Source organism: Enterocloster sp. HCN-30185, from assembly GCF_037890305.1.
In the GTDB taxonomy this organism is placed as follows: domain Bacteria; phylum Bacillota; class Clostridia; order Lachnospirales; family Lachnospiraceae; genus Enterocloster.
The window spans coordinates 93,612-109,934 of the sequence record NZ_JBBKBT010000004.1; the positions used below are offsets into that span (position 1 = coordinate 93,612).

At 48.0% G+C, this 16,323-nt stretch carries 14 protein-coding genes and 1 tRNA gene; 13 read left to right on the forward strand and 2 right to left on the reverse strand.

The genetic code is table 11. From position 1 onward, the window contains the following. Window positions 1–3: 3 nt before the first annotated feature. The 5 genes from WKT10_RS06200 (at window position 4) to WKT10_RS06220 (ending at window position 7,706) form a co-directional block, all read left to right on the forward strand. Window positions 4–2,238 carry a DNA gyrase/topoisomerase IV subunit A gene (locus tag WKT10_RS06200; RefSeq protein ID WP_317439481.1) on the forward strand — a complete coding sequence of 745 codons (2,235 nt, stop codon included), beginning with the start codon at window positions 4–6 and terminating at the stop codon, window positions 2,236–2,238. 154 nt (window positions 2,239–2,392) lie between these two features. Continuing rightward, window positions 2,393–3,478, forward strand: a complete 1,086-nt coding sequence (gene asd / locus WKT10_RS06205; RefSeq protein ID WP_296038214.1) for an aspartate-semialdehyde dehydrogenase — start codon at window positions 2,393–2,395, stop codon at window positions 3,476–3,478. Between the two features lie 44 nt (window positions 3,479–3,522). Next, the gene (locus WKT10_RS06210; RefSeq protein ID WP_337433277.1) at window positions 3,523–4,587 is read left to right on the forward strand and encodes an aldose epimerase family protein; all 1,065 of its coding nucleotides are present in this window, start codon (window positions 3,523–3,525) and stop codon (window positions 4,585–4,587) included. A gap of 261 nt (window positions 4,588–4,848) precedes the next feature. Then, a complete protein-coding gene (locus tag WKT10_RS06215; protein ID WP_337433278.1) occupies window positions 4,849–6,918 on the forward strand; it encodes a DNA topoisomerase in 2,070 nt (689 codons plus the stop codon). Further along, on the forward strand, window positions 6,915–7,706 hold the full coding sequence (locus WKT10_RS06220) for an acyltransferase (protein WP_337433279.1): 792 nt from the start codon (window positions 6,915–6,917) through the stop codon (window positions 7,704–7,706). Before WKT10_RS06215 ends, WKT10_RS06220 begins: the two co-directional genes overlap by 4 nt. A 99-nt stretch (window positions 7,707–7,805) precedes the next feature. On the opposite strand, the gene upp is transcribed toward WKT10_RS06220, so the two are convergent. Together upp and WKT10_RS06230 are read right to left on the reverse strand one after the other, a co-directional pair. Continuing rightward, window positions 7,806–8,435 carry a uracil phosphoribosyltransferase gene (gene upp, locus WKT10_RS06225; RefSeq protein WP_066548698.1) on the reverse strand — a complete coding sequence of 210 codons (630 nt, stop codon included), beginning with the start codon at window positions 8,433–8,435 and terminating at the stop codon, window positions 7,806–7,808. Window positions 8,436–8,533: 98 nt separating this feature from the next. Continuing rightward, window positions 8,534–9,355 (reverse strand): hypothetical protein, encoded by an 822-nt coding sequence (locus tag WKT10_RS06230; protein ID WP_337433280.1) that lies wholly within the window; start codon window positions 9,353–9,355, stop codon window positions 8,534–8,536. Window positions 9,356–9,531: 176 nt separating this feature from the next. Here WKT10_RS06230 and WKT10_RS06235 point away from each other — a divergent pair, with 176 nt between their 5' ends. From WKT10_RS06235 to WKT10_RS06270, 8 genes are all read left to right on the forward strand, one after another. Next, window positions 9,532–9,729: a hypothetical protein gene (locus tag WKT10_RS06235; protein WP_317439486.1), complete on the forward strand. Its 198-nt coding sequence runs from the start codon at window positions 9,532–9,534 to the stop codon at window positions 9,727–9,729. Window positions 9,730–9,790: 61 nt separating this feature from the next. Further along, window positions 9,791–9,873, forward strand: a tRNA-Leu gene (locus WKT10_RS06240). 170 nt (window positions 9,874–10,043) lie between these two features. After that, a complete protein-coding gene (locus WKT10_RS06245; RefSeq protein ID WP_066548690.1) occupies window positions 10,044–10,388 on the forward strand; it encodes an anti-sigma factor family protein in 345 nt (114 codons plus the stop codon). A 21-nt stretch (window positions 10,389–10,409) separates the two neighbouring features. Continuing rightward, window positions 10,410–13,157, forward strand: coding sequence for a DNA polymerase I (polA, locus tag WKT10_RS06250; RefSeq protein WP_337433281.1), 2,748 nt, complete (start codon window positions 10,410–10,412; stop codon window positions 13,155–13,157). 20 nt (window positions 13,158–13,177) lie between these two features. Then, window positions 13,178–13,786, forward strand: a complete 609-nt coding sequence (coaE, locus tag WKT10_RS06255; protein ID WP_340276202.1) for a dephospho-CoA kinase — start codon at window positions 13,178–13,180, stop codon at window positions 13,784–13,786. Then, window positions 13,783–14,580 carry an MBL fold metallo-hydrolase gene (locus tag WKT10_RS06260; RefSeq protein ID WP_066548678.1) on the forward strand — a complete coding sequence of 266 codons (798 nt, stop codon included), beginning with the start codon at window positions 13,783–13,785 and terminating at the stop codon, window positions 14,578–14,580. Before coaE ends, WKT10_RS06260 begins: the two co-directional genes overlap by 4 nt. 67 nt (window positions 14,581–14,647) lie before the next feature. Continuing rightward, window positions 14,648–14,920 carry an ACT domain-containing protein gene (locus WKT10_RS06265; RefSeq protein WP_066548675.1) on the forward strand — a complete coding sequence of 91 codons (273 nt, stop codon included), beginning with the start codon at window positions 14,648–14,650 and terminating at the stop codon, window positions 14,918–14,920. 32 nt (window positions 14,921–14,952) lie between these two features. Continuing rightward, the gene (locus WKT10_RS06270; RefSeq protein WP_066548672.1) at window positions 14,953–16,317 is read left to right on the forward strand and encodes a PFL family protein; all 1,365 of its coding nucleotides are present in this window, start codon (window positions 14,953–14,955) and stop codon (window positions 16,315–16,317) included. Window positions 16,318–16,323: the final 6 nt, after the last annotated feature.

A 16,323-nucleotide genomic window follows, 5' to 3' on the forward strand; every position in this document is an offset into this window, starting at 1 on the left:
AAAATGGCAGAAAAGATATTACGGACAGAATACAGCGAGGAAATGCAGCGCAGCTACATGAATTATTCCATGAGCGTCATTACTGCAAGAGCGATTCCCGACGCCAGGGACGGCTTAAAGCCCGTTCAGCGCCGGGTGCTCTATGATATGAGCCAGCTGCGCCTGGATTACGACAAGCCCCACAGGAAATCCGCCCGTATCGTAGGCGATACCATGGGTAAATACCATCCCCACGGCGACAGTTCTATCTATGATACGCTGGTAGTTATGAGCCAGGAATTTAAAAAGGGAATGGCTCTGGTAGACGGCCATGGCAATTTCGGCTCTATTGAGGGTGATGGAGCGGCGGCTATGCGATACACGGAGGCAAGGCTGGAGAAATTTGCCCAGGAGGTCTATTTAAAGGATTTGGATAAGACCGTAAATTTCGTTCCCAATTATGATGAAACGGAGAAGGAGCCGGAGGTTCTTCCCGTCCGGGTGCCGAACCTTCTGGTAAACGGAGCTGAGGGAATTGCGGTGGGCATGAGCACCAGTATCCCCCCTCACAATCTGGGAGAGGTAATTGATGCGGTAACTGCCTATATTGACAATCCCGCAATCACTGCGGCAGAGCTGATGGAGCATATGCCGGGGCCGGATTTCCCCACCGGAGGCATTATCGCAAATAAGAGCGACCTTCCGGAGATCTATGAAAGCGGAACGGGAAAAATAAAGCTCAGAGGCCGTTTTGAGGTGGAGCTTGGAAAGCGCAAGGCAGATAAGGACAAGCTGGTGATCACGGAAATTCCCTATACCATGATCGGAGCAGGTATCAATAAGTTTCTGGTGGACGTAGCCGATCTGGTAGAGTCTAAAAAGCTTACGGATGTGGTGGATATTTCCAATCAGTCCAATAAGGACGGGATCCGTATCGTACTGGAGCTGAGAAAGGACGCGGATATTGACCGGATCAAGAACATTTTGTATAAGAAGACAAAGCTTGAGGATACCTTTGGAGTCAATATGCTGGCTATTGCGGACGGACGTCCGGAAACGCTGAATTTAAAGGGGATTCTCCGCAATTTTTTGGAATTCCAGTATCAGAATACGGAGCGTAAATACAATGTGCTTCTGGAAAAGGAACTGGAAAAGAAGGAAATTCAGGAGGGCCTCATAAGCGCCTGTGACTGCATTGACCTGATTATCGCAATTTTAAGAGGTTCTAAAAGCTTAAAGGATGCGAAGGCCTGTCTGATATCTGGTGATGTGAGCAATATCCATTTCCGGATGCCGGGATTTGAGGAGGAGGCAAAGAAGCTCCACTTTACAGAGCGCCAGGCGTCTGCTATTTTGGAAATGCGGCTGTACAAGCTGATCGGTCTGGAAATTCTGGCTCTGGAAAAGGAACATAAGGAAACCTTAAAACGAATTGAAAGCTACAAAAAGATCCTGGGCAGCCGTGGGGTGATGAACCGGGTGATCAAGGACGATCTGGCAGCTATCCGGAAGGAATTTGCAGTCCCAAGACGGACGCGGATCGAGGATGGCCCAGAAGCAGTTTATGTGGAGAATGCAGTTCCGGTTCAGGAGGTTGTTTTTGTGATGGATCGTTTCGGCTATTGTAAGCTTTTGGATAAGTCTACTTACGAACGGAATCAGGAAACGGTGGATACGGAGCAGGTATATGTAAAGCGCTGCCTGAATACGGATAAGATCTGCCTGTTTACGGCCTCAGGAACACTGCATCAGATCAAGGCATTGGATATCCCCTCAGGAAAGCTGAGAGATAAGGGTGTGCCCATTGAAAACTTGAGCAAATATGATGGAAGAGAAGACCGGATCTGTCTTCTTACCTGCGCCCAGGAGCTGAAAGGAAGAAAGCTCGTGTTTGCCACAAAGCTTGCTATGGTAAAGCAGGTGCCGGGAGAAGAGTTTGAGACTAATAACCGCATGGTGGCAGCTACCAAGCTTCAGGAAGGGGACGAAGTTCTGTCTGTAGCACTGGTAGAGGAGCAGACAGCTACCGTCGTGCTTCAGACCACGGGGGGATATTTCCTGAGGTTCCCGTTGGAGGACATTTCCGTACTTAAAAAGGCATCCAGAGGTGTCAGAGGCATAAAGCTTTCCAAAAATGAAGAGCTGGAGCAGCTTTATCTGCTGGGCGATGAGCCGTATGCCATTACCTATAAAGACAGGGAGATCAATTTGAGCGGAATGCGGATCACTAAGCGGGATGCGAAAGGCACAAAGAAGTAAAAAGTACGCCATAGAAATACAAATGTGCGCAAAACACGAATTTCTGGTTGCATTTTTCTTTACTTTGGTATAGGATAGGAAATAATCCTACAGGGGAGGCTTCCCATATCATCAGTGGAAGGATTATGAAAAAGAAAGACGAGGAGAGCGAGACATGGAAAGAAAATTAAGAGTGGGCATATTAGGCGCAACAGGTATGGTAGGGCAGAGGTTTATCGCCCTGCTGGAAAATCATCCATGGTATGAGGTAGTGACAGTGGCTGCCAGCCCCAGATCTGCCGGAAAGACTTACGAAGAGGCTGTAGGAGGCCGCTGGAAGATGACAACTCCTATGCCTGAGGCGGTAAAGAACCTGATCGTAATGAACGTAAACGAGGTAGAAAAGGTAGCTGCAGGCGTTGATTTCGTATTCAGTGCAGTGGATATGACAAAGGAAGAGATCCGTGCCATTGAGGAGGCTTATGCCAAAACGGAGACACCTGTGGTTTCCAACAACAGCGCTCACCGCTGGACGCCGGACGTTCCCATGGTAATCCCGGAGGTAAATCCGGAGCACTTTGATGTGATCGAATTTCAGAAAAAGCGTCTCGGCACCACCAGAGGCTTTATTGCCGTTAAGCCCAACTGTTCCATTCAGAGCTATGCTCCCGTACTGACTGCCTGGAAGGAATTTGAGCCTTATGAGGTAGTGGCTACTACATATCAGGCGATTTCCGGCGCCGGAAAGACTTTTAAGGACTGGCCGGAGATGGAAGGAAATATTATCCCCTATATCGGCGGAGAGGAAGAAAAGAGCGAGCAGGAGCCTCTGCGTATCTGGGGTCATATTGAAGACGGTGTGATCGTAAAGGCCCAGTCTCCTGTGATCACCTGCCAGTGCATCCGCGTGCCTGTATTAAACGGCCACACAGCGGCTGTGTTTGTAAAGTTTAAAAAGAAGGTTACAAAGGAAGAACTGATCGAAAAGCTGGAAAGCTTTAAGGGCCTTCCTCAGGAATTAAAGCTTCCAAGTGCCCCTGCTCAGTTTATCCGTTATATGGAAGAGGATAACCGTCCTCAGGTAAGCCTGGATGTGGACTTTGAAAACGGAATGGGAATTTCTGTGGGACGTTTGAGAGAGGATACGGTTTACGATTATAAATTTGTAGGACTTTCCCATAATACTGTCCGCGGCGCTGCCGGCGGAGCCGTTCTCTGCGCAGAGCTTCTGACTGCAAAGGGATATATTAAGGAAAAATAAGCAAAGGACGCGCTTTGCATAAACGGAAGGGGTAAATAGCAATTATGGCAATTACAAAACAGGCATTCGGTGTGATGCCGTCCGGAGAAACGGTTTATAAGTATACGCTGACGAATCATCACGGAGTCAGCGCAGACTTTATCACCCTTGGAGGAACCTGGGTGACCATGAATGTGCCGGATAAAAAGGGAAAAATGGCAGATGTGATCCTGGGATATGATAACCTGGAGGGGTATCTGTCCAACAATCCTCATTTTGGCGCAATTATCGGAAGAAACGCCAACCGTATCGGGGGGGCAGTGATTACCATTGACGGAAAGGACTATAAGCTGGAAGCGAACAACGGGCCAAATAATCTTCACAGTGCTCCGGATCTCTATCACAGACGCCTTTGGGACTGTGAGGCCGCAGAAACCGACGAGGGAAGCTGCCTTACTTTTTCTTTAAAGAGCCCGGACGGAGATCAGGGATATCCGGGAAACGCATCCATCCAGGTAAGCTATACGCTGACAGAGGATGACAGCATCCGGATCCATTACCATATGATCTGTGATGCAGATACCATTGCCAACTTTACAAACCACTGCTACTTTAATCTGGCGGGCCATGATGGCGGTTCTGTTATGGATCAGGAGGTATGGCTGGCTGCTTCTAAGTTTACTCCTGCAGATGAGGTATCCATTCCTACCGGAGAGATTCTTCCAGTAGAGGGAACCCCTATGGACTTTACGGAAATGAAGCCTCTGGGCCGTGATATTGATGAGCCATATGAAGCATTGATCCTGGGACATGGTTATGACCATAACTGGGTATTAGATCACGATCCGGGGATTTTATCTCTTGCAGCAAGAGCGAAGGATCCAAAGAGCGGACGTATGATGGAGACGTATACGGATCTTCCCGGCATCCAGCTTTATACAGCCAATTTCCTGAATGATCCGGTTCCCGGAAAAGGCGGTGTCCGCTATGAGGGACGCCATGCATTTTGTTTTGAAACCCAGCATTTCCCGGATGCCTGTCATAAACCTGAGTTTCCGTCCCCGATCTTAAAGGCAGGAGAGGTGTACGATACAACGACGGTTTATAGGTTCTATACAGAAACGGAATAAAAAGGCAGATATTAAAATTCACATAGAAAAGGGCTTTTTGATGAGATAAAAACTCACAAAAAGCTCTTTTTACTTGTGTGGATTACATCAAGGATAAAAAATAATTGCGAGATTTTATCTCATAAACTGCAAAACCACAAAGAATGGTTGAATTTAACATGAGATTTTTACTCAATTATTGCTATATTTTCTATTTAATGGTATACTAAATAAATATGCCTGCATGCAGGCATTTATATTAAAAGGAAAATGAGGGATCGCATGTCAAAATCATTGTACATCGCGGAAAAGCCCAGTGTAGCCCAGCAGTTTGCAGATGCATTAAAGATCCGGGGACGGCGGGGAGACGGATATATTGAATCCGAGGACGCCATTGTAACCTGGTGTGTGGGCCATCTGGTGACGATGAGCTATCCGGATGCCTATGACATGAAATTTAAACGCTGGAGCCTGCAGACCCTGCCGTTTCTGCCGAAGGAATTCAAATACGAGATTATTCCCGGCGTAGCCAGGCAGTTTGCAGTGGTAAAGGGGCTTTTAAACCGTCCGGATGTGGATACGATCTATGTCTGCACGGACTCAGGGCGGGAAGGAGAATATATCTACCGTCTGGTGGCTCAGATGGCAGGAGTAAAAGACAAGCGCCAGAAACGTGTGTGGATCGATTCCCAGACAGAGGAGGAGATCCTCAGGGGAATCCGGGAAGCAAAGGATGAGTCGGAATATGATAATCTTTCTGCTTCTGCCTATCTGCGCGCAAAGGAAGATTACCTGATGGGGATCAACTTCTCGCGGGTGCTTACCCTGCGGTACGGTCCTGCCATGTCAAACTATCTGGGAACCAAATTTACGGTTCTTTCCGTAGGTCGTGTGATGACCTGTGTGCTGGGAATGGTTGTCCGCAGGGAGAGGGAGATACGAAGCTTTGTAAAGACTCCCTTTTATCGTGTGATCGGAACCTTTGACGCAGTGGCAAAGGATGGCCGAGCCCTTCCGCTGGAGGCTGAATGGAAGGCGGTGGAAGGTTCCAGATATTTTGGAACGCCCTGCCTTTATAAGGACAACGGCTTTAAGGAGGAAGAACGGGCCAGAGAACTGATCGCATATCTAAAGGAAGGGGAACCGCTTACAGCTGCCGTTGTTTCAAAGGAAAAGAAAAAGGAAACAAAAAATCCGCCGCTTCTTTACAATCTGGCAGAGCTTCAGAATGACTGCTCAAAAATGTTTAAGATCAGCCCGGATGAAGCGCTGAAGGTCGTTCAGGAGCTGTATGAAAAAAAGATGGTTACCTATCCCCGTACGGATGCCAGGGTTTTATCCACGGCGGTAGCAAAAGAGATCCGAAAAAACATAAGCGGACTCTCCGGCTACAGCCCCATGAGTGCCTTTGTTCAGGAGATTTTGCAGGGAAGCAGCTGGCAGAACCTGGCAAAAACCAGGTATGTCAACGACAAACAGATCACAGACCACTATGCGATCGTTCCTACGGGCCAGGGACTGGGCAGCTTAAGACAGCTTACACCCTTGCAGGAAAAGGTCTATCAGGTGATCTGCCGCCGTTTTTTAAGTATTTTTTATCCGCCTGCCGTTTACCAGAAGTATACCCTGGAGCTGGAGCGGAAAAAGGAGCATTTTTTTGCGGGATTTAAGGTGCTTTCCGAGCCCGGATATTTGAAGGTGGCGGATGTGAATCTGGCAAAAAAAACAGGGGTTGAAGAGACCTTTGAGGACCAGAAAGAGGAGAATCCCGATAAAAATAATACAGAATCCCCAAAAGTTGACAGAACAGAACTGTTACAGGTGCTTGCAGATTTGAAAAAAAATGATATACTTACTGTAGCGGACCTGCGGGTGAAGGAAGGGGAAACCTCACCTCCCAAGCGATATACCTCAGGCTCTATGATCCTGGCGATGGAAAATGCGGGCCAGCTCATTGAGGATGAGGAGCTGCGGGCCCAGATCAAGGGAAGCGGTATCGGTACCAGCGCCACCCGCGCGGAGATTTTAAAAAAACTGGTGAGTATCCAGTATCTTTCTTTAAATGGAAAGACACAGGTGATCACGCCGTCCCTTTTAGGGGAAATGGTGTATGATGTGGTGGATCATTCCATCCGCCAGCTTTTAAATCCGGAGCTTACAGCCAGCTGGGAAAAGGGATTGACCTATGTAGCCGAGGGTTTCATTACCTCCGGCGAATATATGGAAAAGCTGGAACGCTTTGTAGCAGGAAGAACCGTCAATGTGATCCGCCTGAACAATCAGTACGATCTGAGAGGACTTTTTGACGCGGCTGCTGTATTTTATAAACAAAAAAGGAGAACTGATCAATGAAATTGGAAGAAATGAAGATGAAAGAGCTTTTTGACATGAGCCATACCATTGCAGAAAGGATCTTTGACAATCACGCATATCCATGGGAGGTACTGCCGGAGATCGGCGATTTCATCCGTTCTTTGGGACCCCTTCTTCCTGAAAATGAGTATCGGAAGATCGGTAAAGATATCTGGATCCATAAAACTGCAAAGGTTGCGCCTACGATTATGATGACAGGCCCTATGATCATATGTGCGGGAGCCAATGTGCGCCACAACGCATTTTTAAGAGGCAATGTAATCATCGGTGAAAAGGCTGTAGTAGGAAACTCCTGTGAGTTAAAGAATGCCCTGCTGTTTGACGAGGTTCAGGTACCTCACTTCAACTATGTAGGCGATTCCATCCTGGGCTACAAGGCACATATGGGCGCAGGCGCAGTGACCTCTAATGTAAAGTCTGACAAGAGCCTGGTAAAGGTTCACGCAGAGGACGGCGATGTGACGACTGGATTTAAGAAATTCGGCGCAATCTTAGGAGACTGTGTTGAAGTTGGCTGCAACAGCGTATTAAATCCGGGTACCGTAATCGGAAAAAACAGCGTTGTATATCCTCTTTCCAGTGTAAGAGGCTGTGTAGCGGCAAATTCCATTTACAAGAATCAGGAAAATGTGATCGTAAAGGAAAACAGAGATGCAGAAGCTGAAGCCGTTAAGGCAGAGGCAGAAGAGCCTGCTCCAAAGCCAAAGAGAACCAGAGCAAAGAAGAGCACAGCAGCTTCCAGCAGCACTGTAAAGGTAGTAAAGTAAATAGAAGATAAGATTTAACGCATGATGCGCATAAAAAGACCTCCTCTCAATCCGGGAAAACCTGTGAAAGAGAGGAGGTTTTTTATGATGGGAACGGGATTATTTTGTGCCGAAAATACGGTCGCCTGCATCGCCCAGACCCGGACAGATATAGGCATCTTCATTCAGGCAGCGGTCCAGATGGCCTACATAGATCTGGATATCCGGATGTGCCTTGTGAAGGCGCTCTAAGCCCTCGGGAGCAGCGATGATCGCCATAAATTTGATTTTTTTCCCGCCATGCTGTTTGATGAAATCAACAGCAGACACGGCGGAGCCTCCGGTTGCCAGCATGGGATCGGTGACAATGATGGTGCGCTCCTCAATGGGGCTTGGAAGCTTGCAGTAATACTCATGAGGCTCATGGGTTACCTCGTCGCGGTAAAGGCCGATATGGCCGATCTTTGCGCTGGGAACCAGAGCCAGAATGCCGTTTACCATGCCAAGGCCAGCGCGCAGGATGGGAACTACAGCCAGCTTGCGTCCGGCGATCATAGGCGTCATGCAGGTCTCTAAAGGTGTCTCTACCTCAACATCCTCTAAAGGAAGATCTCTTAAAGCCTCGTATCCCATAAGCATGGCAATCTCTTCGATCAGGGCGCGGAATTCATTCGTTCCGGTACTCTTGTTGCGCAGGATTGAAATTTTGTGCTGAATCAGCGGATGATTAAAAACCATTATCTGTTCCATAAAAGCAGTGCTCCTTTGTATATTTTTTAACGTACATTCATTATACTGGATAAAAGGCCGGGGTGCAATGGAAAACTCAAGGAATTATCGTTTAACGCTTATTTGGTGGCCGGATCAAATTCTACGATCACATAGTCTCCCAGAGCATGGGGGACGGGAAGAGAGAAGTAAATCCGGCCCTGTTTTTCATAGCTGAAGGATTCCGGCCAGGTTTCTTTCCCGGAAAGCGGGAAATCTGCATTTTCAAAAACAGCGGTCAATGCTTCCATAGACTGTGTGCTCCGGTATTCCAAGGCAGCGCTTGTTTCCTCGGCATTCAGCTTTGGAAAACGTACGTCTTCACTTAGCACATAGCCTGCCATGGTATAGGCGTCTGTGAAGTCATTCAGTCCCATATCCTTCATCTGGTTCAGATTCAGTGTATTGGTGTAAAAAATGCGGCTGGGATGAGCGCCGCCTTCGATGCTCAGTTCTCCGGTATATACAGCGGTGAGACGCTTGGGATCGGCGGATATGATTTCGCAGGAAACAGAAAGGGTATCTGCACTTTCATTGATCTCATAAGCATCCAGAATGGAAAGGGCATTTGCCTTTAAATGTTCATTGATCCGGCTCTGCTTTTCCTCATCCTCCATCTGCTCAATCGCCGGATATTCAATGGATACCTTTCCGGAGGTATAGGTCATCACCTTTGCAGAGATGGCGGTTACCGATTCTTCAGGTGCCTTTGATGGTTCTGTTTCAGGTGCTTTTGTTTCCTGCGGTTTGTTTTCTGCGGGAGCTTCCGTTGATGCTTCTGTATGAATGGTAGAAAGATCTGCTTTTGGCGGCGTACGTCCCAGGATCAGTCCGATTATCACACCTCCGGCCACTACCACAGTGCCGATTGCTCCGATCATTATTTTCTTGCTTTTATCCATAGGGTCCTCCTTTTTCATTTGTAATAAAATAATTATACCTGAAACTCATGGACAGGGTTTGAAGAAAAACTTACAAATTCGTGAAGGAAAGGAAAAAACAGTCATATTTTTCATGGCTGATGCATATAGTATTAGAGCGTGTAAAGAAAGTGGGGGCAAGAAGGAGGAAAAAGGCCATGACATACCTTGAACTGATCGCCAGGGTCGGGACCAGTCCCATGGATGTGGTGAAAATGTATTTTAAAGGGATGATTACAGAAAAGGAGTTAAGCAACGTGATCGGACGAAACAGGGCCGGGATCGTGGAGGAATATAAAAATCAGGCGCAAACATCTGTTCTGGAAGCGGCATGCACAGGGGACAAGAAAAAATAAACAGAAAAGCACTTGCCAAAATCTGACGTTTATGGTAAAATAACAACCGTTGTGAAACAATGCCGGCGTGTCGGAATGGCAGACGATGCAGACTCAAAATCTGTTGCGGGTAACCGCGTGCGGGTTCAAGTCCCGCCGCCGGCAGGATGAAAAGTCTTAAAAGCTTGAAAATACAGCTTTTGAGGCTTTTTTGTTTTTCAGGAATGGATTTTTGGAAATGCAGCAGGGGACTTTGGTTGAAAACCATATTTTTTTATTGTATGATATAAAGCATGGATTTACATTCACAGCGGCCCAAAGGAGGTGCCATTTATATGACCTGTGAGGAAGCGGAGCGTCTTGTGATGCCCTATATCAATGGAAGTATTACCGATCAGGAGCTGGAAGGCTTTTTAAAGCATATCGATCACTGCCCGGAGTGTAGGGAGGAGCTGGAGATCTATTTTACCGTAGATGTGGGGATCAGGCAGTTAGATGAGGGAAGCGGAACGTACAATATAAAGGGCGCTCTGGAAACAGCCCTGGAGCTGTCCAGGCAGAGAATTCACTCACTGGATATTCTGCGCACGGCGGTTTATGCAGTGAACACATTATGCTTCTGGTCGGTGCTTCTGGTTCTGATCCTGCAGCTGCGCATCTGGGGATTCTTTGGCGTTTAGAATAGGAGGAATTAAAAAAATATGGACAAACTTGTACTGATCGACGGACACAGTATATTAAACCGTGCCTTTTACGGAGTACCGGATCTGACCAATGCAGAGGGGCTGCACACCAATGCGGTATACGGCTTTTTAAATATTATGCTGAAGATTTTAGAGGAGGAGAAGGCGGATCATCTGGCAGTGGCCTTTGACCTGCCGGAGCCTACCTTCCGCCACAAAATGTTTGATGCATACAAGGGGACCCGAAAGCCTATGCCCGAAGAGTTAAGAGAGCAGGTGCCTCTTATAAAAGAAGCACTGACCGCCATGGAAATCCCGATCCTGACTCTGGCCGGCTATGAGGCCGACGATATTCTGGGAACCGTGGCAAAGCGGTGCCAGGAGAAGGGCGCTGAGGTATCGGTTGTTTCGGGAGACCGGGATCTCTTACAGCTGGCAGACAGCCATATTAAGATCCGTATTCCCAAAACCAGCCGGGGAACGACAGAGATCCATGATTATTATCCGGAAGATGTAAAGCGGGAGTATCAGGTTTCCCCGGAAGAATTTATTGATGTAAAGGCCCTTATGGGCGATTCCTCTGATAATATACCGGGAGTTCCTTCTATTGGAGAAAAGACGGCGACCAGTTTGATCGTGTCTTACGGTTCCATTGAAAATGCCTATGCCCATCTGGAGGAGATCCGTCCGCCCAGAGCACAGAAGGCCCTGGGAGAACATTATGATTTAGCACAGATGAGCAAGGAGCTTGCCACTATCTGCACCCGCTGTCCGGTGGAATTTTCTTATGAGGATGCAAAGGTGGAGAATCTGTACACCCCTCAGGCGTTCCGGTTTATGAAGCGTATGGGCTTTAAGTCCATTTTAAGCCGTTTTTCTCCGGATGCGGCAGGGGAAAATCCTCTGGAAATCAAAGAACAGTTTCAGGTTATTACCGGAAGGAAGGAGGCAGAGGCGGTCTTAAAAAAGGCCCGGAATGCAGCTGTAACAGGAATGCAGCTGATTTTTGCCTCTGCAGTGCTTCCTGAGGAAGAAGGCAGTGCAGGAGAAGAACAGCTTTCCTTTTCTTTCGATGATGCAGGCGGCCTTAAGCCGGATGAAACAGAAGAAAGCGAGGTTTTTGCAGCGGCAGGTATGGGGCTTTGTCTGGGAGAGAAGGAGATTTACTGTATCCGTACCGGGAAAGAGATAAGCAGTAAGGATCTGATCCGGGAGGCAAAAAAAATCTGCGGCGGTTCTCATCCGGTGTGGGTTCTGGATTTAAAGGCTATGCTTCCTGTGCTGGAACTGGAAGATTCAGCACCTGTTTATGATGCGGGAGTGGCGGGCTATCTTTTAAATCCCTTAAAAGATACCTACGATTATGATACCCTTGCAAAGGATTACCTTTCAGAAGACCTGCCTTCCCGGACGGATCTTCTTGGAAAAGGCCAGATCGGTGATCTGCTGGTTCAGGAAGAGGAAAAGGCGGCGGACTGTGCCTGCTATATGGCCTATGCGGTATGGAAATCCGCAGGGATTTTGAAAAAACGCCTTTTGGATGAAGAAATGTATACACTGTACACAGAGATTGAAATGCCGCTGATTTACAGTCTGTATCATATGGAGAAGGAAGGCATACAGGTTCAGAGAGAAAAATTAAAGGAATACGGAGACAAGCTAAAGGTTGGGATTGCCCGTCTGGAAAAAGAAATATATGAGGATACGGGAAGAGAATTTAATATCAATTCCCCTAAGCAGCTGGGAGAGATTCTCTTTGGTGAAATGAAGCTTCCGGGTGGAAAAAAGACAAAGACGGGCTATTCTACGGCGGCAGATGTGCTGGAAAAGCTGGCGGCAGACCATCCGGTGGTGCAGAAAATCCTGGATTACCGCCAGCTTGCCAAGTTAAATTCCACCTACGCGGAGGGTCTGGCCGGATTTATCAGAGAGGACGGCCGCATCCACGGCAAATTTAACCAGACCATTACAGCTACAGGCCGCATCAGCAGTACAGAACCCAATCTTCAGAATATACCCGTCCGTATGGAACTCGGACGGGAGATACGCCGGGTATTTGTGCCAAAGGAAGGCTGTATTTTTATTGATGCGGATTATTCTCAGATCGAGCTTCGTATCCTGGCCCATATGTCCGGGGATGCAGGGCTGATCGAGGCTTACAGAGAATCCAGGGATATCCACGCAGCTACGGCTTCCCAGGTATTCCATGTGCCTCTGGATAAGGTGACGCCTCTTCAGCGGCGCAACGCCAAGGCGGTCAACTTCGGCATTGTTTACGGCATCAGTGCCTTTGGACTCAGCGAGGACTTAAGCATCTCCCGAAAGGAAGCAAAGGAGTATATTGAACGATATTTTGAATCCTATCCCGGAGTAAAGGCCTTTTTGGACGGTCTGGTAAAGCAGGGAAAGGAGCAGGGCTATGTGACTACCCTTTACGGACGGCGCAGGCCCATCCCTGAGTTTAAGTCATCCAATTTCATGCAGCGTCAGTTTGGAGAGCGTGTGGCTATGAATTCCCCCATCCAGGGTTCCGCGGCGGATATTATGAAGATTGCCATGATCGATGTGGATCGGGAGTTAAGGAAAAGAGGGCTGCGTTCCCGGATTGTCCTGCAGATCCACGATGAACTTTTGATCGAAGCTCCGTTAGAGGAAGAGGAAGAGGTGAAAAATCTTCTGACAGACCGCATGAAGCATGCGGCCAGCTTACAGGTCGCTCTGGAGGTGGAAGCCCAGACAGGAGCCTCCTGGTTTGATGCCAAATAGAACATTCAGGAGGACAGACGATGGCAGAAAAACAGACATTTATCCTTGGCCTGATCGGAGGTGTGGGGGCGGGAAAGAGCACGGTTCTTACCCTTTTGAAAGATCACTACGGTTTTTATGTGATTCAGACCGATCTTACGGCCAGGAGGCTTTTGGAGCCGGGGGAGGCAGCATTTGAAGAGATATCTGCTCTTTTTGGCCGGGACATTTTAAGACCCGACGGCAGGATTGACCGGGCCCGACTGGCAGAGCAGATCTTTAAGGATCCACAAAAACGAAAACAGGTAAATGCGATCACACATCCGCTGACCTGGAACGCGGTCCTTACGGAGGCATATTCCTGCGGCAGTGAGAGGGTTGTCATAGAAACAGCCCTTCCTTCAAAAGAATTTCGTGACAAGTGCGATGAAATGTGGTATCTTTATACATCAGAAGAAAACCGTATATCCCGCCTGATGGAAAGCCGGGGCTATTCTTTGGAAAAGTCGATGGCAATTATGGAAAGCCAGGCTTCGGATGAAGAGTTTCGTGCTCTGGCAGATGCGGTGATCGATAACAACCACAGTCAGGAATGTACAGCCGCGCAGGTAAGGGAGCTGCTGCACGGACGGGAAGGAATAGATACATGAGAATGGTAAGCATAGCAAGCGGAAGCAGCGGAAACTGTATTTATATCGGCTCCGATCAGACTCATATCCTGGTAGATGCCGGAATCAGCAATAAACGCATCATGGCAGGGTTAAATGAGCTTGGGCTGGCAGGAGGCGATATGGCAGGGATTCTGATCACCCATGAACATTCGGATCATATCCGGGGGCTTGGGGTGATTTCCAGAAAGTATCATCTGCCCATTTACGGTACGCGAAAGACTCTGGCGGGAATCGCCTCCTGCAGCAGCCTGGGAAATTTTGACAGACAGCTTTTAAAGCCCGTTGATCCTGATGTGGATTTTATGGTGGGAGATCTTAAGATACATCCCTTTAAAATTGATCATGATGCAGCAGATCCGGTTGCATACCGGGTAGAGCATCAGAAAAAATGCGTAGCCGTGGCCACGGACATGGGCCATTTTGATGAATACATTGTAGAGAACCTTAAGGGCCTTGACGCAGTGCTTTTAGAATCTAATCATGATGTCCGGATGCTGGAGACAGGCCCCTATCCTTATCCTTTAAAACGCAGGATTCTGGGAGATCACGGCCATCTGTCCAACGAAAACGCAGGACGTCTTTTAAACCGGATCCTCCATGACCATTTAAAAAAGATCTTTTTAGGCCATCTGAGCAAGGAAAACAATTATCCGGAGCTGGCTTATGAAACGGTTCGCCTGGAAATTGATGAGGGCGACTGCCCCTACGGAGCATCTGATTTTTCTATCTCCGTAGCATCTAGAGACAGGATGAGCGATATTGTTTATTTATAATTATTCTTGCTATTATTAGCAAGCTTAATATATAATATAGCCATTACAATGAAAGAGGAGAATGAGCATGAGCAAAGCAATCATTACAGTAGTTGGAAAAGACACAGTAGGAATTATTGCAAAGGTATGTACCTATCTGGCAGAGCACCGCATCAATATTCTGGACATTTCCCAGACCATTGTACAGGGATATTTCAACATGATGATGATCGTGGACATCAGTGCTCTGGACAGTTCCTTCGGACAGGCGGCAGAGGAGCTTGAAAAGCTGGGAGAGGGAATCGGCGTTTCTGTTAAGATCCAGAGAGAAGAAATCTTCACAAAGATGCACAGAATCTGATAAGCGCAAAAAAGGGAAGGAACAGACGGGCTATGATAAATATTTATGAAGTAAATGAAACAAACAACATGATTGAGCATGAAAAACTGGATGTCCGCACGATTACCATGGGTATCAGCCTTTTAGACTGTGCGGACAGTGATCTGGATGCTCTGAATGAAAAAATTTACACAAAAATCACCACTCTGGCAAAGAATCTGGTTTCCACCGGAAAGGATATTGAGCGCGATTTCGGGATTCCCATCGTGAATAAGCGTATTTCCGTTACCCCTATTGCGCTGGTGGGCGGTGCAGCCTGCAAAAGGCCGGAGGATTTTGTGACTATTGCAAAGACTCTTGACCGGGCGGCAAAGGAAGTGGGAGTAAACTTTATCGGAGGCTATTCTGCACTGGTAAGCAAGGGCATGACCACAGCAGATAAGAATCTGATCCTTTCTATCCCCCAGGCCCTGGCTCAGACCGAACGGATCTGCAGCTCTGTCAACGTGGGTTCTACAAAGACAGGCCTGAATATGGACGCGGTAGAGCTTATGGGACGGATTGTGACGGAAACGGCTGAGGCAACAAAGGAGAATGACTCCTTAGGCTGTGCCAAGCTGGTGGTATTCTGCAATGCTCCCGACGATAATCCATTTATGGCAGGTGCATTCCACGGCGTTACAGAGGCTGACGCCATTATCAATGTAGGTGTCAGCGGCCCGGGCGTTGTGAAGGTGGCTCTGGAAAGGGTGAGAGGTGCTAATTTTGAGGTGCTCTGTGAAACCATCAAAAAGACGGCCTTTAAGATCACCCGCGTAGGCCAGTTGGTAGCCCAGGAAGCTTCCAGACGTCTGGGTATTCCCTTTGGCATCATTGACCTTTCTCTGGCCCCTACTCCTGCGGTAGGCGACAGCGTGGCAGAAATTCTGGAGGAGATCGGCTTAGAACGGGTAGGCGCTCCCGGCACCACAGCGGCTCTTGCCATGTTAAACGATCAGGTAAAGAAGGGCGGCGTTATGGCGTCCTCTTATGTAGGCGGTTTAAGCGGTGCATTTATCCCGGTCAGTGAGGATCAGGGCATGATCGATGCTGTAAGCCTTGGCGCCCTTACCATTGAGAAGCTGGAGGCCATGACCTGCGTCTGCTCAGTAGGCCTCGATATGATCGCCATTCCCGGTGACACACCAGCTTCTACCATTGCCGGCATCATTGCGGATGAGGCTGCCATTGGTATGGTAAACCAGAAAACAACCGCAGTACGCCTGATCCCTGTGATCGGAAAAAAGGTAGGAGATACGGCGGAATTTGGCGGACTTTTAGGATATGCTCCGATTATTCCCGTTAATACATTTTCCTGCGAGAAGTTTGTGACAAGAGGCGGACGGATTCCTGCTCCTATCCACAGCTTTAAGAATTAAGAGGCC